At 72.6% G+C, this 22,385-nt stretch carries 22 protein-coding genes; 4 read left to right on the top strand and 18 right to left on the bottom strand.

Annotation, left to right across the window (positions count from 1 at the left end):
- Positions 1-301: 301 nt before the first annotated feature.
- The 9 genes from mihF to pyrR all read right to left on the bottom strand — a co-directional run bounded on the left by mihF (position 302) and on the right by pyrR (position 11,267).
- Positions 302-616, bottom strand: a complete 315-nt coding sequence (gene mihF / locus QEZ54_RS15065; RefSeq protein WP_120320109.1) for an integration host factor, actinobacterial type — start codon at positions 614-616, stop codon at positions 302-304.
- Between the two features lie 210 nt (positions 617-826).
- Complete coding sequence (pyrF, locus tag QEZ54_RS15070) at positions 827-1,672, bottom strand: orotidine-5'-phosphate decarboxylase (protein WP_281305419.1); 846 nt, start codon at positions 1,670-1,672, stop codon at positions 827-829.
- A gap of 19 nt (positions 1,673-1,691) precedes the next feature.
- A complete protein-coding gene (locus QEZ54_RS15075) occupies positions 1,692-2,945 on the bottom strand; it encodes an adenosylmethionine--8-amino-7-oxononanoate transaminase (protein WP_281305420.1) in 1,254 nt (417 codons plus the stop codon).
- A gap of 77 nt (positions 2,946-3,022) precedes the next feature.
- Positions 3,023-4,036 carry a quinone-dependent dihydroorotate dehydrogenase gene (locus tag QEZ54_RS15080; RefSeq protein ID WP_281305214.1) on the bottom strand — a complete coding sequence of 338 codons (1,014 nt, stop codon included), beginning with the start codon at positions 4,034-4,036 and terminating at the stop codon, positions 3,023-3,025.
- A complete protein-coding gene (gene carB, locus QEZ54_RS15085; protein WP_281305215.1) occupies positions 4,033-7,389 on the bottom strand; it encodes a carbamoyl-phosphate synthase large subunit in 3,357 nt (1,118 codons plus the stop codon). The genes QEZ54_RS15080 and carB overlap by 4 nt, the downstream gene beginning before the upstream one ends.
- Before the next feature lie 2 nt (positions 7,390-7,391).
- Positions 7,392-8,495 (bottom strand): glutamine-hydrolyzing carbamoyl-phosphate synthase small subunit, encoded by a 1,104-nt coding sequence (carA, locus tag QEZ54_RS15090; protein WP_281305216.1) that lies wholly within the window; start codon positions 8,493-8,495, stop codon positions 7,392-7,394.
- Positions 8,492-9,769, bottom strand: a complete 1,278-nt coding sequence (locus tag QEZ54_RS15095) for a dihydroorotase (protein ID WP_281305217.1) — start codon at positions 9,767-9,769, stop codon at positions 8,492-8,494. Before QEZ54_RS15095 ends, carA begins: the two co-directional genes overlap by 4 nt.
- Entirely contained in the window at positions 9,766-10,674 is a 909-nt protein-coding gene (locus QEZ54_RS15100; protein ID WP_281305218.1) for an aspartate carbamoyltransferase catalytic subunit, read from the bottom strand. Before QEZ54_RS15100 ends, QEZ54_RS15095 begins: the two co-directional genes overlap by 4 nt.
- A complete protein-coding gene (gene pyrR, locus QEZ54_RS15105; protein WP_281305219.1) occupies positions 10,671-11,267 on the bottom strand; it encodes a bifunctional pyr operon transcriptional regulator/uracil phosphoribosyltransferase PyrR in 597 nt (198 codons plus the stop codon). Before pyrR ends, QEZ54_RS15100 begins: the two co-directional genes overlap by 4 nt.
- Positions 11,268-11,595: 328 nt before the next feature.
- Here pyrR and QEZ54_RS15110 point away from each other — a divergent pair, with 328 nt between their 5' ends.
- The gene (locus tag QEZ54_RS15110) at positions 11,596-12,087 is read left to right on the top strand and encodes a transcriptional regulator (RefSeq protein WP_212831120.1); all 492 of its coding nucleotides are present in this window, start codon (positions 11,596-11,598) and stop codon (positions 12,085-12,087) included.
- 63 nt (positions 12,088-12,150) lie between these two features.
- On the opposite strand, the gene nusB is transcribed toward QEZ54_RS15110, so the two are convergent.
- The gene (nusB, locus tag QEZ54_RS15115) at positions 12,151-12,567 is read right to left on the bottom strand and encodes a transcription antitermination factor NusB (RefSeq protein ID WP_281305421.1); all 417 of its coding nucleotides are present in this window, start codon (positions 12,565-12,567) and stop codon (positions 12,151-12,153) included.
- 54 nt (positions 12,568-12,621) lie between these two features.
- Positions 12,622-13,179 (bottom strand): elongation factor P, encoded by a 558-nt coding sequence (gene efp / locus QEZ54_RS15120; protein WP_281305220.1) that lies wholly within the window; start codon positions 13,177-13,179, stop codon positions 12,622-12,624.
- A gap of 123 nt (positions 13,180-13,302) precedes the next feature.
- Here efp and QEZ54_RS15125 point away from each other — a divergent pair, with 123 nt between their 5' ends.
- Complete coding sequence (locus tag QEZ54_RS15125; RefSeq protein WP_281305221.1) at positions 13,303-13,968, top strand: response regulator transcription factor; 666 nt, start codon at positions 13,303-13,305, stop codon at positions 13,966-13,968.
- A complete protein-coding gene (locus QEZ54_RS15130; protein WP_281305222.1) occupies positions 13,965-15,248 on the top strand; it encodes a HAMP domain-containing sensor histidine kinase in 1,284 nt (427 codons plus the stop codon). Before QEZ54_RS15125 ends, QEZ54_RS15130 begins: the two co-directional genes overlap by 4 nt.
- A 140-nt stretch (positions 15,249-15,388) precedes the next feature.
- Here the strand turns inward: QEZ54_RS15130 and QEZ54_RS15135 are convergent, their stop codons facing one another.
- On the bottom strand, positions 15,389-16,003 hold the full coding sequence (locus QEZ54_RS15135; protein ID WP_281305223.1) for a hypothetical protein: 615 nt from the start codon (positions 16,001-16,003) through the stop codon (positions 15,389-15,391).
- Between the two features lie 45 nt (positions 16,004-16,048).
- Complete coding sequence (locus tag QEZ54_RS15140; protein ID WP_281305224.1) at positions 16,049-17,218, bottom strand: branched-chain amino acid ABC transporter substrate-binding protein; 1,170 nt, start codon at positions 17,216-17,218, stop codon at positions 16,049-16,051.
- A gap of 54 nt (positions 17,219-17,272) precedes the next feature.
- Here QEZ54_RS15140 and QEZ54_RS15145 point away from each other — a divergent pair, with 54 nt between their 5' ends.
- Positions 17,273-17,821, top strand: coding sequence for a hypothetical protein (locus tag QEZ54_RS15145; protein WP_281305225.1), 549 nt, complete (start codon positions 17,273-17,275; stop codon positions 17,819-17,821).
- Here QEZ54_RS15145 and aroQ read toward each other — a convergent pair.
- The 5 genes from aroQ to QEZ54_RS15170 form a co-directional block, all read right to left on the bottom strand.
- On the bottom strand, positions 17,811-18,245 hold the full coding sequence (aroQ, locus tag QEZ54_RS15150; protein WP_281305226.1) for a type II 3-dehydroquinate dehydratase: 435 nt from the start codon (positions 18,243-18,245) through the stop codon (positions 17,811-17,813). The genes QEZ54_RS15145 and aroQ overlap by 11 nt on opposite strands.
- A 29-nt stretch (positions 18,246-18,274) precedes the next feature.
- Entirely contained in the window at positions 18,275-19,351 is a 1,077-nt protein-coding gene (gene aroB, locus QEZ54_RS15155; protein ID WP_281305227.1) for a 3-dehydroquinate synthase, read from the bottom strand.
- Positions 19,352-19,356: 5 nt separating this feature from the next.
- Positions 19,357-19,863, bottom strand: coding sequence for a shikimate kinase (locus tag QEZ54_RS15160; protein ID WP_281305228.1), 507 nt, complete (start codon positions 19,861-19,863; stop codon positions 19,357-19,359).
- Between the two features lie 11 nt (positions 19,864-19,874).
- Positions 19,875-21,053 (bottom strand): chorismate synthase, encoded by a 1,179-nt coding sequence (aroC, locus tag QEZ54_RS15165; RefSeq protein ID WP_281305229.1) that lies wholly within the window; start codon positions 21,051-21,053, stop codon positions 19,875-19,877.
- Positions 21,054-21,244: 191 nt separating this feature from the next.
- Positions 21,245-22,345, bottom strand: a complete 1,101-nt coding sequence (locus tag QEZ54_RS15170) for a glycerophosphodiester phosphodiesterase (RefSeq protein ID WP_281305230.1) — start codon at positions 22,343-22,345, stop codon at positions 21,245-21,247.
- Positions 22,346-22,385 lie beyond the last annotated feature (40 nt).

Here is a 22,385-nt window from a genome sequence, read left to right on the forward strand (position 1 = left end):
GAGGTCGCGGCAGCCGCCCCCCGGTGTCAAGACTCACGTCACAGAAGTTCCGCACCGGTGGACGGGCCGGAAGGGTCCGTCACCGACAGAAACGAACCAGCGGCGCTGTCGATGCGACAGCGCCGCTGGGCGACGATCCGTGGAACCTGGGGCCTTCACCCGGGGGCGTGTGAGACCACCCGGATGGGGACACCGAGGTTCCTTCGGCCGTCCGGACGCCTGGGCGCCCGGTGGGCCGGTCACCGCGGCCGGTTGTCCGACCGCGGCGGGGGGTTCAGCTCGTTACTGACGGTCCGACGGCTCAGGCCGCGAACTCGGCCAGCAGAGCCTTGCGCTGCTGGTCGCCCAGGCCACGCAGACGGCGGCTGTCGGCGATCTTCAGCTTCTCCATGATCTGCGTAGCCCGGATCTTGCCGATACCGGGGAGCGCCTGCAGCACGGCCGAAACCTTGAGCTTGCCGACGACATCGTCGCCCTCGGCCCGGTCGAGCACGGCGGCCAGGGTCGTCTTGCCCTGCTTGAGCTGCTCCTTGAGCTCAGCGCGAGCCTTACGGACCTCCGCGGCCTTCTCCAGCGCGGCAGCGCGCTGCTCTGGGGTCAGTGACGGGAGCGGCACCAGTTCTCCTCAGGTCCTCTTCCTCACGTCGGCGGGATCGCCGGCGTGTGCGGTGACACGCGCACCTCCCACCGGAAGGTTCGCATGGCACCCGCGTCGCAGGTGAAACGCATGCGTGGCCACAGCCACGCAGGCAGATCAGCCCAGCGCCGGGAAACCTAGCGGTCGGCGGAGTTTTCGGCAACGTCACCGCGCATGATCACGGAAAGGTCACGAGCGGCCCTGATGTCCCAATGCGGCCGCGCAGGCATCGAGCGCCCGGGATGCCGCGTCCCGCAGCGCCTGCGTCGACGGTCCCGCTCCGAGCACCTCCCGGGAGTACGACGGGAGCACCGAACCGAGGTTGGCGGCGAAGATCGAGCGAAGATCATCAGGCGTGCCGCCCTGCGCCCCGAGCCCCGGAACGAGGATCGGCCCGCCCAGCTTCGACAGGTCGTGACCGGTCTCGCCGATGGTCGCCCCGACCACCGCGCCGACGTTACCCATCGGTTGCGCACCCGCGTTGAGCTGGGAAATCTCGTCGATGATCGTCTGCGCGACGGTACGGCCGTCGATGTTGCGAGCGTGCTGCACGGAGGGACCCTCCGGGTTGGACGTCAGCGCGAGAACGAACACGCCACCGCCGTGCGCGGCCGCCGAGTCGAACATCGGCGCGAGCGAACCGAGGCCCAGGAACGGACTCGCGGTGATCGCATCGACATACATAGGGTTCGATGGGTTGAGGTACGCGTCGGCGTATGCCGCCACCGTCGAGCCGATGTCCCCACGCTTCACGTCCAGAAGCACAAGGGTTCCGGCCTCCCGAAACTGTCGGATAGTTGACTCAAGAATCTCAGCCCCACGGGCCCCGAATCGCTCGAAAAAGGCCGACTGCGGCTTGACCACGGCCACCCGACCGGCCAGCGCCTCGACCACCGTGGCGCAGAACGAGGCGACCCCGGCCACGTCGTCGCCGAGCCCCCACTGCCTCAGCAACGACGCGTGCGGATCCACGCCCACGCACAGCGGCCCGTGCTCGTCCATCACAGCCCGCAGCCGGGCGCCGAACGGCTCCATCACGTTCACTCCTGCCTGTTCACGCGGCGGCCGCCGCGGCCGCCATCGCCTTGGTGATCGCCGCGACGTCCGCATCGGAGCTCACGAACGGCGGCATGGTGTAGATCAGGTCGCGGAACGGGCGCAGCCACACGCCGTGGGCCACCGCCGCGGCCGTGGCCGCCGCCATGTCCACCTCGTGGTCCAACTGCACCACGCCGATCGCGCCGAGCACGCGTACGTCGGCCACCCCGGGCAGGTCCGCGACCGGGGCCAGCCCCGCGCGCAGCCCCGCCCCGATCCGGGCCACCTCGGCCCGCCAGTCCTGGGCCAGCAGCAGCTCGATCGAGGCGCTCGCGACCGCGCAGGCCAGCGGATTGCCCATGAACGTGGGCCCGTGGGCCAGCACCGGCACGGCACCGGTCGAGATGCCGCGCGCCACCTCCGAGGTGCACAGTGCCGCCGCCAGTGTCAGATATCCGCCTGTGAGCGCCTTCCCGACGCACATCACGTCGGGGGTCACCCCGGCGTGGTCGGCCGCGAACAGCTCCCCGGTACGCCCGAAGCCCGTCGCGATCTCGTCGAAGACCAGCAGCACGTCGTGCTCGTCGCACAGCCGGCGCAGCTCGCGCAGGTGACCCGGATGGTGGAAGCGCATCCCGCCCGCGCCCTGCACCAGCGGCTCCACGATGAACGCGGCCAGCTCGGGCGCGTGCGCCGCCAGCATCGCGTCGAGCTCCGCCACATAGGACGGATCGAACTCCACCGGCGGTACGCCGGCGAACACCTGCCGGGGCAGCACGTCGCCCCACAGGCTGTGCATGCCGCCCTCCGGGTCGCACACGCTCATCGGCTGCCACGTGTCGCCGTGGTAGCCGCCGCGCCAGGTCGCCAGCCGCCGCTTGCCCGGCCGCCCGCGCGACACCTGGTACTGCAGGCACATCTTGACCGCGACCTCGACGCTCACCGAGCCGGAGTCGGCCAGGAACACGTGCTCCAGCCCGTCCGGGGTGATGTCGACCAGGGTGCGGGCCAGCCGCACGGCGGGCTCGTGGGTCAGGCCGCCGAACATCACGTGGCTCATCCGGCCCAGCTGGTCGGTGACGGCCGCGTCGAGCACCGGGTGCCGGTACCCGTGGATCGCCGCCCACCAGCTCGACATCCCGTCGACCAGCTCCCGGCCGTCGGCCAGCGTCAGCCGCACGCCCTGGGCGCCGTCGACGACCAGCGGCTCCTGCCGGCCCGGCATCGGACCGTACGGGTGCCACACGTGCGCCCGGTCCAGCGCCAGCAGCTCGCCCTGCGCGAAAGGAAGGGCACCCTCCGCCCGCGCCGCGCCGCGGAAGGTGCCCTTGTCGACGTCTGCCGCCGTCACCGGGCGGCCCGCCTCGCGGCCGCCCGGACCAGCGCCGGGCCGTGGTAGATGAAGCCCGTGTAGAGCTGCACCAGGCTCGCCCCCGCGTCGAACATGCGCGCCGCGTCGTCGGCGGTCATCAGCCCGCCGACGCCGACGATCGGCAGCTGCCCGGCCGTCTCGCGGTGTACGAACGACACCACCTGGTGCGCCCGCCGCGTCAGCGGCGCCCCGGACAGGCCGCCGGCCTGCCCGGCGGTGCCCTGGTCCGCGGTGGCGACACCGTCGCGGCTGAGCGTGGTGTTGGTCGCGATGAGACCGGCCACCCCGCGCGCCAGGCAGACCTCCAGCAGCTCCGCCACGGCCTGCTCGGTCAGGTCCGGGGCGATCTTCACCAGCACCGGCTTGGGGCCGCTCAGCGCCGCCAGGATCGCGTCGAGCGAGTCCTTGTCCTGCAGGCTGCGCAGCCCCGGGGTGTTGGGCGAGGAGACGTTGACCGCGAAGTAGTCGCCGAAGTCGCGCAGGGCGTCGTACGACGCCCGGTAGTCGGCGACGGCGTCCTCCAGCGGGGTCACCTTGGACTTGCCCAGCGAGATGCCCAGCGGCACGCCCAGCGGGCCCAGCGCGGCCAGCCGCCCGGCCAGCGCGTGCGCGCCCTCGTTGTTGAAGCCCATCCGGTTGATGACCGCCTGGCTGGACGGCAGCCGGAACAGGCGCGGCCGGTCGTTGCCCGGCTGGGCGTGCGCGGTGACCGTGCCGACCTCGACGAAGCCGAAGCCGAGCGCGGGCCAGGCGCGCAGCGCCACCCCGTTCTTGTCCATCCCGGCCGCCAGGCCCACCGGGTTCGGGAAGCGCACCCCGAACACCTCGACCGGCGCCGCGGTGGCGTAGCGCCGCCGCAGCGCGTTCAGCACGGTCGGCCGCCCCGACAGCGCCGCGAGCCGCCGCAGCGTCCACTCGTGCGCGTGCTCGGCGTCCCCGCCGCCCAGCCGGAACAGCACCGGCCGGGCGGCTTTCTCGAACAGTGTCATGCGGACAGTTCCGGGCGGATGACGGCGTGGAGGTGCTGGAGGGGGCGGACGGTCATGTCGCCGCGGATCAGCGCCTCGATGCCCATGACGGCGGCCGCGGCGCCGGGGACGGTGGTGCAGCAGGGGATGTCGGCGGCGACGGCGGCGCTGCGGATCTCGTACCCGTCGGAGCGGGCCGACGCGCCCGAGCCCTGCGGCGTGTTGATCACCATCTTGACCTCGCCGGAGGCGATCAGCGACACCGCGTCGCGCTCGGCGTCCTCGCTGTGCTTGCCGACGACCTCGCAGACGATGCCATGGCGGCGCAGCACCTCGCCGGTGCCGACGGTGGCGACGATCTCGAAGCCGAGGTCGGCCAGCCGCTTCACCGGGAAGATCATGCCCCGCTTGTCGCGGTTGGCCACCGACACGAAGATCTTGCCGCCGGTCGGCAGCGAGCCGTACGCCGCCGCCTGCGACTTCGCGAACGAGTGCCCGAACGCGGTGTCGATGCCCATGACCTCGCCGGTCGACTTCATCTCCGGGCTGAGCAGCGTGTCCACGCCCTTGCCGGCGCGGGTGCGGAACCGCTTGAACGGCAGCACCGCCTCCTTGACCGCGACCGGGGCCCCCTCGGGCAGCAGCCCACCGTCCCGCGGTGTCCCATCAGGAGCAGCCGACAGCAGCATGCCCTCGGCGCGCAGCTCGGCGATGGTGGCGCCCAGCATGATCCGGGCCGCCGCCTTGGCCAGCGGCACCGCCGTGGCCTTGGAGACGAACGGGACGGTGCGCGAAGCACGCGGGTTGGCCTCCAGGACGTACAGCATGTCGTCCTTGAGCGCGTACTGCACGTTGAGCAGGCCGCGCACGCCCACGCCGCGGGCGATCGCCTCGGTGTACTCGCGCACGACGCTCAGGTGCCGGTTGCCCAGGGTGATCGGGGGCAGCGCGCAGGCGGAGTCGCCGCTGTGGATGCCCGCCTCCTCGATGTGCTCCATCACGCCGCCGAGGTAGACCTCGCCGTCGGCGTCGCACAGCGCGTCCACGTCGATCTCGATCGCGTCGTCGAGGAACCGGTCCACCAGCACCGGGTGCTCGGGCGAGATGTCGGTGGCGCGTCCGATGTAGTCGCGCAGCGTGGCGTCGTCGTACACGATCTCCATGCCGCGGCCGCCGAGCACATAGGACGGCCGTACCAGCACGGGGTAGCCGACCTCGTCGGCGATCTTCTTGGCGTCGGGGTAGCTGATCGCGGTGCCGTGTGCGGGTGCCCGCAGCCCGGCCTCGGCCAGCACCCGGCCGAACGCGCCCCGCTCCTCGGCGAGGTGGATCGACTCGGGGCTGGTGCCGACGATCGGCACCCCGGCGTTCTTGAGCCGCTGCGCCAGGCCCAGCGGGGTCTGCCCGCCCAGCTGCACGATCACGCCGACCACGCCGGGGCCGCCCGCGGCCACGCCGGAGCTGTGCTCGGCGTGCACGACCTCGAGCACGTCCTCGAAGGTCAGCGGCTCGAAGTAGAGGCGGTCGGCGGTGTCGTAGTCGGTCGACACGGTCTCCGGGTTGCAGTTGACCATGACGGTCTCGTACCGGCCGCGCAGCGCCATGACCGCGTGCACGCACGAGTAGTCGAACTCGATGCCCTGGCCGATGCGGTTCGGGCCGGAGCCCAGGATCAGCACCTTCGGCCGGTCGCTCGGGGCGACCTCGGTCTCCTCGTCGTACGACGAGTAGTGGTAGGGCGTGGTGGCCGCGAACTCGGCCGCGCAGGTGTCGACGGTCTTGTAGACCGGGCGCACCCCGAGCCGGTGCCGCAGCGTGCGTACGCCGTCCTCGCCTGCGAACTCCGGCCGCAGCGCGGCCAGCTGCCGGTCGGACAGCCCGGCCCGCTTGGCCCGGCGCAGCAGCGCCGCGTCCAGCACCGGCGCGGCCAGGATCTGCTCGCGCAGCTCGACCAGCCCGGCGATCTGGTCCACGAACCACGGGTCGATGCCGCCGGAGGCCTCGGTGACCTGGGCGACGGTGGCGCCGTGGCGCAGCGCCTCCTCGACGGCGTACAGGCGGCCGTCGTGCGGGACGCGCAGCGCCTCCAGCGCGTCCTCGACCGAGCCGAAGCGGTCCGGCGTGGTCCAGAAGCCCGCCGCCTTGGTCTCCATCGAGCGCATCGCCTTGTTCAGCGCCTCGGAGAAGTTGCGGCCCAGGCTCATCGCCTCGCCGACGGACTTCATGGTGGTGGTCAGCTCCGGGTCGGCGCCGGGGAACTTCTCGAACGCGAACCGGGGGATCTTGACGACGACGTAGTCCAGCGACGGCTCGAAGGCGGCCGGGGTCTTCAGGGTGATGTCGTTGGGGATCTCGTCGAGGGTGTAGCCGATGGCCAGCTTCGCGGCGATCTTGGCGATCGGGAAGCCGGTGGCCTTGCTGGCCAGCGCGCTGGAGCGGGACACGCGCGGGTTCATCTCGATGACCACGATGCGGCCGGTGGCCGGCTCGATCGCGAACTGGATGTTGCAGCCGCCGGTGTCCACGCCGACCTCGCGCAGCACCGCGATGCCCAGGTCGCGCATGGCCTGGTACTCGACGTCGGTGAGCGTCATCGCCGGGGCCACGGTCACCGAGTCGCCGGTGTGCACGCCCATCGGGTCGATGTTCTCGATCGAGCAGATGACCACGACGTTGTCGTTCTTGTCGCGCATCAGCTCCAGCTCGTACTCCTTCCAGCCGAGCACGCTCTCCTCGATCAGCACCTCGGTCACCGGGGAGGCGGCCAGGCCGCTGCCCGCGATGAGTTCGAGCTGCTCGGGGGTGTGCGCCATGCCCGAGCCGAGGCCGCCCATGGTGAAGCTGGGCCGGATGACGACGGGCAGGCCCAGCTCGGCGACGGTGTCGCGGACCTCGTCCATCGAGTGGCAGACGCGGCTGCGCGGCACCAGGTCGCCGGTCAGGCCCAGGCGGGCCCCGGCCTTGGCGACGATCTCCTTGAACAGCTGCCGGTCCTCGCCGCGGCGGATCGCGTCGATGTCGGCGCCGATCAGCTCGACGCCGTACTTCTCCAGGATGCCCAGCTCGTGCAGGGCGACGGCGGTGTTCAGCGCGGTCTGGCCGCCCAGTGTGGGCAGGATGGCGTCGGGGCGCTCGGCCGCGATGACCTTCTCCACGAACTCCGGCGTGATCGGCTCGACGTAGGTGGCGTCGGCGAACTCCGGGTCGGTCATGATCGTGGCCGGGTTGGAGTTGACCAGGCTGACCCGCAGGCCCTCGCTGCGCAGCACCCGGCACGCCTGGGTGCCGGAGTAGTCGAACTCGCAGGCCTGCCCGATGACGATCGGCCCGGAGCCGATGACCAGGACATGCTTCAGATCGGAACGCTTCGGCATCTTCACTTACCTTCAATCAGCTCAGCGAACCGGTCGAACAGGTAGTCGGCGTCGTGCGGCCCCGCTGCCGCCTCCGGGTGGTACTGCACGGTGAAGGCGGGCACGTCCAGGCACCGCAGCCCCTCCACCACGTCGTCGTTGAGGCACACGTGGCTGACCTGAGCCCGCCCGAAGCCGGTCTCCACGACGCCCTCCAGCGGGGCGTCGACGGCGAAGCCGTGGTTGTGCGAGGTGACCTCGACCTTGCCGGTGAGGCGGTCCATCACCGGCTGGTTGATGCCCCGGTGGCCGTAGCCCAGCTTGTACGTGCCGAAGCCCAGCGCCCGGCCCAGGATCTGGCTGCCGAAGCAGATGCCGAACAGCGGGATGCGCCGCCGCATCACCTCCTGCGCCAGCTCCATCGCGTGGTCGGCGGTGGCCGGGTCGCCCGGACCGGGCGAGAAGAAGACCGCGTCGGGGCTGACCGCGAGCAGCTCCTCGATGGTGGAGGCGGCCGGCAGCACGTGCGTGGTGACGCCGCGGGCGGCCAGGCGCCGCGGCACGTTGCGCTTGATGCCCAGGTCGAGCGCGGCCACCGTGTACCGGTGCGCGCCCTGCGCCGCCACCGTGTACGGCTGCACCGTGGTCACCTGCGCCGACAGGTCGGCACCGGTCATCTTCGGCTGCTCCAGCACCCGCGCCAGCAGCGCCTGCGGGTCGGTCTCGGTGCTGGACACGCCCACCCGCATCGCGCCGCGCTCGCGCAGGTGCCGGGTCAGCGCCCGGGTGTCGATCCCGCTGATGCCGACGACGCCGGCCTGCGCCAGCTTCGTGCCCAGGTCGACCTTGCTGCGCCAGTTCGACGGCGTCCGGGCGGGGTCGCGGACCACGTACCCGGCGACCCAGATGCGGTCGGACTCGTCGTCCTCGTCGTTGATGCCGGTGTTGCCGATGTGCGGCGCGGTCTGCACCACGACCTGGCGGTGGTACGACGGGTCGGTGAGCGTCTCCTGGTAGCCGGTCATGCCGGTGGTGAAGACGGCCTCGCCGAAGGTCTCGCCGACGGCGCCGTACGACTCACCCCGGAACGTCCGCCCGTCCTCCAGGACGAGAATCGCTTGGGTCACTTCTGCACCTTTCCGTCGAGCACGGTCGGCACGCCCCGCAGGAACGTGGCGACGATGCGGCCGGGCACGGTCATCCCGGCGTACGGCGTGTTGTGGCTGAGACTGGCCAGCCCGGTCGCTTCGACCGTCCACCGCGCCGTGGGGTCGATCAGGGTGAGGTTCGCGGGGGCGCCGACCTTGAGGTCGTGCCCGTGGTTGTCGAGCCCGGCGATGCGGGCCGGGGCCCGGGACATGCGCTCGGCGATCAGGTCCCACTGGTCGCCCAGCACGTCGAGCACGATCGGCAGGGCCGTTTCGAGGCCGAGCATGCCGGGGCGCGCGTACGCCCACTCGCACTCCTTGTCCTCGGCGGCGTGCGGGGCGTGGTCGGTGGCGACGATGTCGATGGTGCCGTCGCGCAGGCCCTCGCGCAGCGCGGTCACGTCGGCATCGGTGCGCAGCGGCGGGTTCACCTTGTACACCGGGTCGTAGGACTCGGCCCTGGTGTGGGTGAGCAGGAGGTGGTGCGGGGTGACCTCGGCGGTGACCCGTACGCCCCGGGCTTTCGCGACCCGGATGATCTCGACGCTGCCCGCGGTCGACACGTGGCAGACGTGCAGGCGCGCGCCCACGTGCTCGGCCAGCAGCACGTCGCGCGCGATGATCGACTCCTCGGCCACGGCGGGCCAGCCGGTCAGGCCCAGCCGCGCCGAGACCTCGCCCTCGTGCATCTGGGCGCCCTCGGTGAGCCGGGGCTCCTCGGCGTGCTGGGCGATGACGCCGTCGAACGCCTTCACGTACTCCAGCGCCCGGCGCATCAGGCGCGGGTCGGAGACGCAGTGGCCGTCGTCGGAGAAGACGCGCACCCGGGCGGCGGAGTCCGCCATCGCGCCCAGCTCGGCCAGCCGCTCCCCGGCCAGGCCGATGGTGACCGCGCCGATGGGCTGCACGTCGACCAGCCCGGCCTCCTGGCCCAGCCGGTAGACCTGCTCGACCACCCCGGCGGTGTCGGCCACCGGCGACGTGTTGGCCATCGCGCAGACGGCGGTGTAGCCGCCCAGGGCGGCGGCGCGCGAACCGGTGTACACCGTCTCGGCGTCCTCGCGGCCCGGCTCGCGCAGGTGGGTGTGCAGGTCGACCAGGCCGGGCAGGGCCACCAGGCCGTCGGCGTCGACGACGGTCGCGCCGTCGGCCCGCAGGCCGGGGCCGAGCTCGGCGATCACGCCGTCGCGCAGCACCAGGTCGACGGGGTCACCGCCCAGGATCCGGGCACCCTTGATCAACACGACGCTCACGAACGACCTCCGAGCAGCAGGTAAAGGCAGGCCATGCGTACCGAGACGCCGTTGGTGACCTGTTCGACGATGGTGGAGCGGGGCGAGTCGGCCACCTCGGGCGTGATCTCCATGCCCCGGTTCATCGGCCCGGGGTGCATCACGATCCCGTGCGAGGGCATCCGGCGCAGGCGCGCGCCGTCCAGGCCGTAGCGGCGGGAGTACTCCCGCGCCGAGGGGAAGTACGAGTCGGTCATGCGCTCGCGCTGCACGCGCAGCATCATCACCACGTCGGCCTGCGGCAGCACCGCGTCCAGGTCGTAGGAGACCTGCACGGCGCTGCTCAGGTCGGTCGGCACCAGCGTCGGCGGCCCGACCAGGGTCACCTTGGCGCCGAGGGTGTTGAGCAGCAGCACGTTGGAGCGGGCGACCCGGCTGTGCAGCACGTCGCCGACGATGGCCACGTGCAGCCCGTCCAGGCGGCCCATCCGGGCGCGCATCGTGTACGCGTCCAGCAGCGCCTGCGTCGGGTGCTCGTGCGTACCGTCGCCGGCGTTGAGCACGCTGCCGCTGACCCAGCCCGCGAGCCGGTGCGGGGCGCCGGAGGCCGGGTGGCGGATGACGACCGCGTCGGCGCCCATGGCCTGCAGCGTCCAGGCGGTGTCCTTCAGGCTCTCGCCCTTGGCCACGCTGGAGCCCTTGGCCGAGAAGTTGATCACGTCGGCGCTCAGCCGCTTGGCCGCCGCCTCGAACGAGATCCGGGTGCGGGTGGAGTCCTCGTAGAAGAGGTTGACCACGGTGCGGCCGCGCAGTGTGGGCAGCTTCTTGATCTCACGCCCGGACACGCTGGCCATCTCGGTGGCGATGTCGAGGATCTCGGTCGCGGTGGCCGCGTCCAGGTCGGCGGTGGAGAGTAGGTGCTTCATGCCTGCTTGTCCTTTACCCCGGCGGCCAGTACGACCTCGTCGCTGCCGTCGATCTCCTGCAACCGCACCTTGACCTGCTCGGACAGGGCGGTCGGGATGTTCTTGCCGACGTAGTCGGCCCGGATGGGCAGCTGCCGGTGGCCGCGGTCGACCAGCACGGCCAGCTGCACGGCGGCCGGACGCCCGAGGTCGCTGAGCGCGTCGAGCGCGGCGCGGATGGTGCGCCCGGAGAAGAGCACGTCGTCGACGAGGACGACGCGGCGCCCGTCGACGCCGCCGGGCGGCTCCTCGGTGCGACCTACCGCACGAATGGAGTTGCGGCGCAGATCGTCGCGGTAGAGGGTGATGTCGAGCGTGCCGACGGGGACCTCGCGGCCCTCGAACGCGCGGATGCGCTCGGCCAGGCGGCGGGCGATGGGCACGCCGCGCGTGGCGATGCCGAGCAGGACGACGTCGCCCGCGCCCTGGGTCTTCTCCAGGATCTGGTGGGCGATGCGGTCCACGACCCGCTGCACGTCGGCGGCGGTGAGGACGATCTTCGAGAGTGCCTGCGCGGGCACCTGCTGCGCTGGATCGGATGACTCGTCTGTCATTGGGCGCGCCAAGGCAGACCTCCTTCCCCGCCTCACTGGACGGGTCGTTAAAGGATGTCGAGGTCAACGACAGCGGAGGCCGGAGTCTCCTACCGTCATCTCAGTAAACTTAGCAGCGTGGGGTACGGAACCTGCCGCCGGGTGCGTAACGAGCCGCAGCTCACACCGGTCGATCTAGCTGATCAGCTTAGTTGATCAGTCTTTTCGGATGAGGTTGTCTCAACTAGTAGGCAGTCAGCACTTGACCAACGCGACGTTACCGCCGTACCGTCACGCTGCGTAGCGATCGCTGGGGAAACCACCCCGGCCCACAGCTGGGAGTGTCGGAATGCCGTCTGATTACGCCAAGTCCCTCGGGGCGCGTCTGCGCTCGATCCGGCAGCAGCAGGGTCTGTCGCTGCAGGGGGTCGAGGAGAAGTCGAACGGGCGCTGGAAGGCCGTCGTCGTCGGTTCGTACGAGCGTGGCGACCGCGCCGTGACGGTGTCCCGCCTGGCCGAGCTGGCCGACTTCTACCGCGTGCCGGTCGGCGAGCTGCTGCCCGACGGTCCGGCGCCGCGCCAGGAGGCCACCAGCAAGATCGTCCTCGACCTGGAGCGGCTGTACGACCAGGCCAAGGAGGACCTCGCCTCGGTGGCGCGGTACGCCCGCGCCATCCAGCAGCAGCGCGGCGACTACAACGGCCGGGTGCTCTCCATCCGCGCCGTGGATCTGCAGGCGCTGGCGGTGTTCTACGACTGCACCCCCAGCGAGCTGATCGAGCGCCTGGCCGACCACGGGGTGCTCGTGGCCGACCCGCGGGCGTTCTTCGCCGGCAGCTGACCTGAGCGGATGTGAAAGCGGCCGTCCCCCACCCGGGGGACGGCCGCTTTCACGTCGTGACGACTAGTGCCTGCGGGGCGCGTAGTCGGCGATCCGGCCCAGCAGGCCGTTGAGGAAGCGCGGGGAGTCATCGGTGGACAGCTCCTTGGCCAGCTCGACCGCCTCGGTGATGGCCACCGGGTCGTCGATCTCCTCGACGTAGAGCAGCTCGTACACGCTGATGCGGGCCAGGTTGCGGTCGACCACCGGCATCCGGTCGATCGTCCACCCCTCCGCGAACGTGGCGATCGTCTCGTCGATGTGGTCCAGGTTGCGGTCCACGCCCTCGACCAGCGACACCGCGTAAGGCAGGTGCTCCGGCCGGGGGGCCTCCATCCGCTCCAGGTAGGCCGAGAGCACCCGCGGGATCGGCAGGTCCCGCAGGTCGGCCTCGTACAGGACGTCGAGGGCCCGCTTGCGCGCCTTGCGCCGGGCGGGCATCTGCGCCTTCGGTGCCTCAGCCACGACTCATCCCCCGATGGGTCGCAGGGGACATCAGGCCCGGCCCAGGTAGCGGCTGTCGCGGGTGTCGACCTTGATCTTCTCACCGGTGGTGATGAACAGCGGCACCTGGACGGTCGCGCCGGTCTCGATCGTGGCGGGCTTGTTGCCACCGGTCGAGCGGTCGCCCTGCAGGCCCGGCTCGGTGTAGGTGACCTCGACGATGACGCTGGTCGGCAGTTCGACGTACAGCGGGGCGCCCTCGTGGGTCGCGACGATGACCTTGGCCTCCGGCAGGAGGAAGTCGACGCCGTCGCCGAGGGTCACGCCGGGGACGTGGATCTGGTCGTAGGTGTCCAGGTCCATGAAGACGAAGTCCTCGCCGTCCGGGTACAGGTACTGCATCTCGCGCTTGTCGACGTTGGCGGTCTCGACCTTGGTGCCGGCGTTGAAGGTCTTGTCGACCACCTTGCCGGTGAGCACGTGCTTGAGCGTCGTGCGCACGAACGCCGGACCCTTGCCGGGCTTCACGTGCTGGAACTCGACGACGGTCCAGAGCTCCTTGTCGAGGTTGAGCACCATGCCGTTCTTGAGGTCGTTCGTGGTGGCCACAGCCATGCTCCATTACATGATCAGTTAGTTGAGAAAGAACAGACCAGACGAGTTTACCGGCCCGTGATCTCAGGCGCTCGGCACGGGTGGGCGGGCCCACAGCCCTGCGGTAACCTCGCGCCCGTGCGGGTGCTGGTGGTCGAGGACGATCCTGAGGTGCGCGGCGTGGTCGTCACCGCGCTGCGCTCGGTCGGCTTCGCCGTGGACCAGGCCGCCGACTGGAGCCAGGCCGACCTGCGGATGAGCGTCAACGACTACGACTGCCTGGTGCTGGACCGGATCCTGCCCGAGGGCGACTCGGCCGGGCAGCTGCGGCGCCGCCGCCAGGCCGGGCTCGCCGTGCCCGCGCTGATGCTGACCGCGCTGGACGACGTCACCGACCGGCTCGCCGGGTTCGAGGCGGGCGCCGACGACTACGTGGTCAAGCCGTTCGTCGCCGCCGAGCTGGTCATGCGGGTCCGGGCGCTGTGCCGCCGCCGAGGCAGCACGGTCGCGCCGGTGCTGCGCGTCGGCGACGTCGAGGTCGACACGGCCCGGCGCGAGGTGCGCCGCGACGGCATCCTGCTCACGCTCACCCCCAAGGAGTTCTCGGTGCTGGAGCTGCTGCTCGTCCGGCGACCGGCCGTGGTCAGCCGCACCGACCTGCTGGAGCACTGCTGGGACGAGCTGGCCGACCCGGCCTCCAACGTCGTGGACGTGGTCGTCGGGCAGCTGCGGCGCAAACTCGGCGACCCCCCGGTGATCACCACCGTACGGGGCACCGGTTACCGCGTGGACCTCGGCGGATGAGCCGGCCGGCGGGCACCGGGCGGCAGCTGCAGACCGCCGAGCGGCTGTTCAGCCTGCGGCTGCGGCTGACCGGGCTGCTGCTCGCGCTGAACCTGATCGGCCTGGCCGGGATGGGCGCCGTCGCGCTGGTCGTCGACGAGCACCAGCGCGGCGAGGCCGTCACCGCCGACCTGCACCGCACCGCGGGCACCGCCGTCGCGCTGCTCTACTACGACTCGGGCGTGCTGCGCCTGGACAAGCTGTTCGACAACGCGGTCGCCCAGGGCTCCACCGCCGTCTTCGTGTACGAGGCCGACCGCACCGACCTCAGCCTGGTCTTCGCCCACCCGGCCCACCTCGCGGTGATCCCGCCCGACACGCTGATCGGACCCGCCCGCCAGGTGCGCCGCACCGCCGACGACACCGTCGCCACGGTCGCCGACGAGCGCGACGAGGTCGTGCACCTGCTCGCGGTGCCGTTCCGGCACGCCGACACCAACGCCGTCGCCGGGACCGTGATCGCCGTCGCCGACCCCAGCCCCGGCCAGGCCGCCCACCGCAAACTCGCGCTGGCCCTGGTCGTCGGGGGCACCGCGTTCACCGCGATGACCTGCCTCGGCGGCTGGCTGCTGGCCCGCCGCGGCACCCAGCCCATCGCCGACGCACTCACCCAGCAGGAGCGCTTCGTCGCCGACGCCGCGCACGAACTGCGTACGCCGCTGACGGTGATCCGGGCCGTGTCCGAGTCGGCGCTGGCCGACCCACGGGCCCAGCCCGAAGCGCTGCGGCGCGTCATCGGCGCCACCGACCGGCTCACCGACTCCGTCGCCGCGCTGCTCACCCGGGCCCGGCTGGTCGCCGGCCTGCGCCACCTGGAGCGCCAGCGCTTCCGCCTCGACCAGCTCGCCGAGGAGGTGCTGGCCGAGACCGTGCAGCCGCCGCACACCGCCGCCGCCGACACCACCGCCACGGTCACCTCGGGCGACCCGACCCTGGTCCGGATCGCGCTGCGCAACCTGATCCACAACGCGGTCCAGCACGGCCGGGCCGGGGACGCCCCCGCCGCCATCTCGCTGTCGGTGCACGCCGGGGTCATCACGGTGCGCGACTCCGGCGCGGGGATGGCCGGGGACGTGGAGACGGGGCAGCGGTTCCGGCCCGGCGCGGCGGGCGGCACGGGGCTCGGACTGGCGATCGCCCGCTGGGTCGCCGAGCTCCACAGCGGCACCCTGCGCCTGCAACCGTCCCCCGACGGCGGCACCGAGGCGGTCCTCACCCTCCCACCCGACCCACCCCGCTGACCCCCGCCCGCCCCGGGCTTGAAATCGACACTGGCCTATCCAGAGGACGATTCTCCAAGATCCGTCTTCTGGATAGGCCAGCGTCAATGCTAAGTGCGCGGCGGAGCCGCTCCCGCCGGTCTCGCCCGTGCGGATGGCGGTCAGCGGCGGGCGGTGGCTTCGCCCAGCAGCTGGTGGACCTGGTCGCGGCCGAGCAGCCGGACCGCGTGGCGGCCGTCGCACGGGCCGTCGGTCAGCGCCGCCAGCCCGAGCCGCCGGGCCGCCACGACCAGGGTCTGCGCCGTCGCGGGCGAGCCGACCCGCACCGCCAGCGCCCCCGGATGCAGCTCCGGCGAGCCGACCAGCAGCGCCATCCGCCACAGCCCGACCGCGGCCTGGTGCGCGTCCATGCTCCGGCCGGGCGTGGCCAGCACGTGCTCGCGGCTGCGCCAGGCGCCGGTGAGGGCGCGGGTGATCCGGTGGTACGACCCGACCGGCACCTCCACCCGCCACCCGGCCCCGGCCGGGGCGACGCTGGCCCAGGTCAGGGTGGACAGCAGGCTGGCCAGCCGGGTCGCGGCGACCTCGGTGGCGGTGTGGGCGACGGCGGTGGCACGGGCGGGCGCATCGGTGCGGTGCCAGCCGGACGGGCGCAGCTCGTGCCAGCCCAGTGCCGCCTCCAGCAGCGGGTACGCCCCGCCGGGGGCGTCGGCCAGCGCCTGGTGCAGCGCCTGCGCGGTGCTCGGTGGAGCGGTCGCGATCAGGGTGGTGGCCACGTCGGGCTCCTCTCGTGCGGTGGGCGGAAAGCGGGCGGGTGGTGCTCAGGGCTTCGGTATCTGCTGGTCGGTGGTGACGGCGCCGTCGTGGACGCGGTACGCCCAGACGACCACCGCCCCGTCGACCAGCTCCCCCTGCGGGGTGAACTGCACGCGGCCGGTGACGCCGGCGGCGGCGTAGGCGTCGACCCAGCGCTCCAGCGCGTCGCGGTCGGTGTGCCCGGCCTCGAGGCCGGACAGCAGGATGGTGGCGGCGTCGTACGCCTCCGCGCTGTAGGTCGCGGCGTCGCGGCCGTACGCGGCCCGGTAGCGCTCCGGGAAACCGCCCGACGCCCGCTCGGGCGGCAGGCAGGCGCAGGTGATGATGGCGCCCTCGGCCGCCTCGACCCCGGCCGCGCGGATGAAGCCCGCGTCCTTGACGCCGTCCCCGGCGACGAACACGGCCCCCACCCCGGCCCGGCGCATGGCCCGCAGCAGCGTGCCCGCGCCGGAGTAGTAGCCGCCGTAGAAGACCACGTCGGCCCCGGCGGACCGGATCTGGCTGACCACGGCCGAGAAGTCGAGCTGCCGGGGCGCGACCACGCCCCGCTGCACCACCCGGCCGCTGAGGGTCGCGGCGACCTCGTCGGCCAGGCCCTGGCCGTACGCGCCGCCGTCGTCGATGACGAAGACCTTGCGCCCGCCCAGCACCGCGTCGATGTACCGCGCCGCGGCCGGCCCCTGCGACGCGTCGTTGCCGAGCAGCCGGTGGAACGTGGCCCAGCCGCGCTGGCTCAGGTTCGTCCGGGTGGCCGAGGTGGTGAGGATCGGCACGCCGCCCTGGGCCAGCAGCGGCCCGGCCGCCTCGGACTCCCCGGAGAACGCCGGACCGATCACCCCGACGATGCGCGGATCGGACACGACCCGCTGCGCCAGGGCCGGGGCCTGCTTCGGGTCGGCCTGCGAGTCGAAGTCGAGCAGGCGCGCCTGGCAGTCGGGGTGGCGCTGGTTGTACTCGGCGAAGGCCAGTGCGGCACCGGAGCGGATGTTTCCGCCCAGGTCGGCCGAGTCCCCGCTGAGCGGCCCGAACACCGCGACCGCCCGGTCGCAGGCGGCGGGCGGCGCGGCGGCGGGCGCGGCGGCCTCGCAGCCGGCCAGCCCGAGCAGCACCGTCAGCGCCGTCAGGGCCCTCCGCGCCCTCGGTGACGAGGACGATCGCACAGCCGGGGTTCGCACGGCCCTCCTTCTCACGTAAGGTGCCAATCCTGCACCGACGTGCGTGAGGATTGGATGAGTAACCCGGTGGAAACGGTGGGCCCGGTCGCGCGCCGCGCCCTGGCGGCGACGTTGTCGCTGCTCATAGCCGTATTGGCGGGTTGCGACAGTACCTCGCCGACCGAGCCGGCCGCAGCGCCGTCGGCGGTGCGCGCCTCCCGGCCGCACCCGGCGCTGTTCGGGATCCGGTCCGACACCCTGGGCTGGATCGTCATCGACGTGCAGGGCTACGTGCTCTACCGCTACGACGGGGACTCGGCCGCGCCGTCGCGCGCGCAGTGCGTCGACGAGTGCGTGGCGGGCTGGCTGCCCGTGCCCGCCACCGACCCGGTCCGGGTCGAGGGCATCGACCGGCAGCTCATCGGCTCGGTGCTGCGCCCCGACGGCGGTTACCAGCTCACCCTGGCGGGCTGGCCGCTGTACGGCTACCGCGGCGACCGCATGCCCGGCGACACCTTCGGCCACGGCCTGGACGGAGCGTGGTTCGCGGTCACGCCGGTGGGCACCCGCGCCGGGCCGTCCCCGGGCTCCGTGCCCGCCGCGGGGCCGGCGGCTAAGCGTTGAGCCGGTTGAACAGGTGCTCCAGCGCCAGCCGGTAGCCGTCGACGCCCAGACCGCAGATCACGCCGGCGGCCACCGCCGAGATGACGGAGTGGTGCCGGAACTCCTCCCGGGCGTGGATGTTGGAGATGTGCACCTCGACCAGCGGGCCGTTGAGCATCGCGCACGCGTCGCGCACGGCGTAGGAGTAGTGGCTCCAGGCGCCCGGGTTGAGCACCACCGCGGCCCGCTCGTCGGCGGCCAGGTGCAGCCAGCCCACCAGCTCGGCCTCGCTGTCGGTCTGCCTGCACTCGACGTCCAGCCCCAGCAGCGACCCGGTCTTCTCGCACAGCTCGACCAGGTCGGCGTACGACGTCACGCCGTACACGTCGACCTGGCGGGTGCCGAGGCGGCCCAGGTTGACCCCGTTGAGCACGTACACCTTCATGCGGGCGCTCCCGTCAGACGTCAGGGAAGTCAAGGCGTGACGGCGGCGTAGGCCTGCGCCAGCAGCGCCTCGTCGTCGATGGGCACGGTCACCGGGCGGCCGACCCCGTCGAGCAGCACGAACCGCAGCGCCCGGCCGCGCGCCTTCTTGTCCACCGACATCACGGCGCGCAGCTGCTCCCAGGCGTCGGCCCGGTAGGCGACCGGCAGGTCGAGCGAGCGCAGGATGTCGCGGTGGCGCTGCTCGTCGGCCTCGGTGAGGCGGCCGGTCAGCACACCCAGGCGGGCCGCGTACACCAGTCCGACGCTGATCGCGTGGCCGTGCGACCAGCGGTACGCCTCCAGCCGCTCGATCGCGTGGCCGAGCGTGTGGCCGTAGTTCAGGATCTCGCGCAGGCCGGCCTCGCGCAGGTCCTCGCCGACCACCCGCGCCTTGATGCTGATCTTGCGGACGATCAGCTCCCGCAGCACCGGCCCGGCCGGGTCCAGCGCCGCCGCCGGGTCGGCCTCGATCAGGTCGAGGATCACCGGGTCGGCGATGAAGCCGCCCTTGACGACCTCGGCCATGCCAGCACGCAGCTGCGCCTGCGGCAGGGTCGCCAGCGCGGGCACCGGGCACAGCACCCCGGCCGGCGGGTAGAACGCGCCGACCAGGTTCTTCCCGGCGGCGGTGTTCACGCCGGTCTTGCCGCCGACGGCCGCGTCGACCATGCCGTTGACGCTGGTCGACACCGGCACCCAGGCCACGCCGCGCAGCCAGCAGGCGGCCACGAACCCGGCCAGGTCGGTGGCGGCACCGCCGCCGACGCCGACGACCGCGTCCGAGCGGGTGAAGTTTGCCGCGCCGAGCTCCTCCCAGCAGCGCTGGGCCACCTCGACGGTCTTGCCCGCCTCCGCGTCGGGGACCTCGACCATGGTCACCTCGACACCCGCCGCGGTGAGCACGTCGCGGGTCCGGTCGGCCCAGCCGCGTACCGGCGCGGGGTGCAGCACCGCCACCCGGGCCGCGCCCTTGACCAGGCCGGGCAGCTCACCCAGCACGTCGTCGCCGACGACGACCTCGTACGGCCGCTCGCCGCCGACCGGGATGCGGATGTCCTCGCCCACGCGCGTCAGCCCTTCAGCAGTTCGGCCAGCTCCTGCGCGATCTCCTCCGGGGCGCGCCCGTCGGTGACCACGGTGACCGTCGCGACCTCCTGGTACAACGGCCGGCGCTGGTCGAGCAGGAAGCGCAGCGTGGCGCGCGGGTTCAGCGCCAGCAGCGGCCGGCTCGCGCCCAGCCCGACCCGCTGCACCGCGTCGGACAGCTCCACGCTCAGGTACGCCACCGTGTGCCCGGCCAGCAGGGCGCGGTTGGCCTCGGCCAGCACCGCGCCGCCGCCGAGCGCCAGCACACCGTCGTGCTCGGTCAGCGCGGCGGCCAGCGCCGCCGACTCCAGCTCGCGGAAGTGCGGCTCGCCCTCGTCGATGAAGATGTCGGAGATGGGCTTGCCCGCGGCCGCCTCGATGTCGGCGTCGGTGTCGCGGAAGGACAACCCGTAGTGCTGCGCCAGCAGCTGCCCGACGGTGGTCTTGCCCGCTCCCGGCGCGCCCACGAGCACGCACAACGGCTTGGTCACCGCACTCCCCCTCAGCGGATCAGCAGGTTGTCGAGGTATCCGGCGAGGTTGCGCCGCATCTCGGCCACCGAGTCGCCACCGAACTTCTCCGTGGCGGCCTCGGCCAGCACCAGCGCCAGCATCGCCTCGGCGACCACCGCCGCGGCGGGCACCGCGCAGACGTCCGACCGCTGGTTGATCGCGGTCGCGACCTCGCCGGTGGTGACGTCCACGGTGGACAGGGCGCGGTTCAGCGACGAGATCGGCTTCATGGCCGCGCGCACCCGCAGCGGCTCGCCCGAGGTGATGCCGCCCTCCAGGCCGCCGGCCCGGTCGGTCACCCGCCTCACGCCCTGCGGCGTCGGCACGATCTCGTCGTGCGCCACCGACCCCCGCGACCGCGCCTGCGTGAACGCGTCGCCGATCTCCACACCCTTGATGGCCTGGATCGACATCAGCGCCGTCGCGATCCGCGCGTCGAGCTTGCGGTCCCACTGGGTGTGCGTGCCCAGGCCCGGCGGCACGTTGTACGCCAGCACCTCGACGATGCCGCCGAGGGTGTCGGCGTCGCGCTTGGCCGCGTCGACCTCGGCCACCATCCGCTCGCTGGCCTGCGGGTCCAGGCAGCGCAGCGGGTCGGCGTCGATGCGCTCGGTGTCGCCGGGCACCGGCACCAGGCCCGGCTTGGCCGCGACCGAGCCCAGCTCGATCACGTGCGACAGGATCTCGATCCCGAACGCCTGGCGCAGCAGCTCCTTGGCCACGGCGCCGACCGCGACCCGGGCCGCGGTCTCGCGGGCACTCGCCCGCTCAAGGATCGGCCGGGCGTCGGTGTGGCCGTACTTCTGCATGCCGGCCAGGTCGGCGTGGCCGGGGCGGGGCCGGGTCAGCGGGGCGTTGCGCGACTGCGCGGCCAGCACCTCCGGGTCGACCGGGTCGGCGGCCATCACGGTCTGCCACTTGGGCCACTCGGAGTTGCCGACCTCGATCGCGACCGGGCTGCCCAGGGTCAGGCCGTGCCGCACGCCGCCGATGATCGTGACGACGTCCTTCTCGAAGGCCATCCGCGCACCGCGGCCGTAGCCGAGGCGGCGGCGGGTGAGCTCCGCGCCGATGACGTCACTGGTGATCTCGATTCCGGCGGGCACTCCGTCGAGCACGGCGACCAGCGCCGGCCCGTGCGACTCCCCTGCGGTCAGCCATCGCAACACGATCACCAGTCTGTCACGCCCCGCGTTCACCCCCACCCCGCGCCCCACCGGTGCCACCAGACGGGACGCCCACCCTTGATCGTTGATGTTGCCGGGCAATCGGCCGTATCTTGGGGCCCATACCCCCGATTGCCCGGCAACTTGAGCGCTGATCTTGGCCTTGACCTGTGGGTCGGGTGGGGACAGGCGGGTCAGGCCGCGAGGTTGCGGGCGAGGACGCCGAGGTCGGGGTTGTCGGTGAAGTAGCCGTCGACGCCGGCGGCGAGGTAGGCCGCGAGTTCGTCGAGCAGGCGGCCGTACTCGGCGGGGGCGGTGCCGGTGCGCAGGTCGGCGGGCAGGAACTGGTTCTCGGCGCGGAACGTGTACGGGTGCACCTTCAGCCCGGCCCGGTGCGCGTCGGCGATCAGCGGCGTCGGCTCGCCGAGCGTGCCGTCGGCCCGGCGGGCGATCACCATCGTCTTCTCCGGACCGATGCCCTGCACGAACCCGGCCAGCTCGGCCAGGCCGGCCGGGGACAGGTAGTCGGCGTAGGGGCGCGGGTCGCCGAACGGGGCACCCGCCCCGGCCAGGAACACCAGCGGCGCCTTGATCCGCAGCTCGGTGCGCAGGCGGCGCAGGTTGGCCGCCTCGAACGACTGCACGAAGACCGGCGCGTCGCGGCGGTCCAGCCCGTGCCGGCGCAGCGCCGCCACCAGCGGCCCCTCCAGCGCCAGCCCGATTCCGGCGAAGTAGGTGGGGTGCTTGGTCTCCGGGTAGACGCCGATCTCGCGCCGCAGCTCGCGCGACAGGCGCTCGCGCAGCTCCAGCACCTCCTCGAAGGTCGGCACCTCGAACAGGCCGTTGTAGACGGTGTTGCGCTGGCGGACGGCGGGCAGCCGCTCGACCGCGCGCAGCGTCTTCAGCTCGGCCAGGGTGAAGTCCTCGGTGAACCAGCCGGTGACGCTGATCCCGTCGATGGTCTTGGTGGTGCGGCGGGCGGCGAACTCGGGGTGGGCGGCCACGTCGGTGGTGCCGGAGATCTCGTTCTCGTGCCGGGCGACCAGCACGCCGTCGGCGGTGCTGACCAGGTCGGGCTCGATGAAGTCGGCACCGGTGCGGGCGGCCAGCTCGTACGAGGCAAGCGTGTGCTCGGGGCGGTAGCCGCTGGCGCCGCGGTGGCCGATGACCAGCGGGCGGTGGTTCGAGGGGCGCATGCGGTCATCATCCCCGGCCCAGGCGGGCGCGCCGATCAGCCCCGGGGCGGCCGCGGCCGTGCCGAGCGCCCCGGCCACGAGCAGTTTCCGGCGGTCCATTCTGTTGCACCTCCACAGGCGGCGAGCATGTCGAGGTGAG

The sequence above is a fragment of the Catellatospora sp. KI3 genome (genome assembly GCF_029948125.1).
Lineage (GTDB): Bacteria > Actinomycetota > Actinomycetes > Mycobacteriales > Micromonosporaceae > Catellatospora.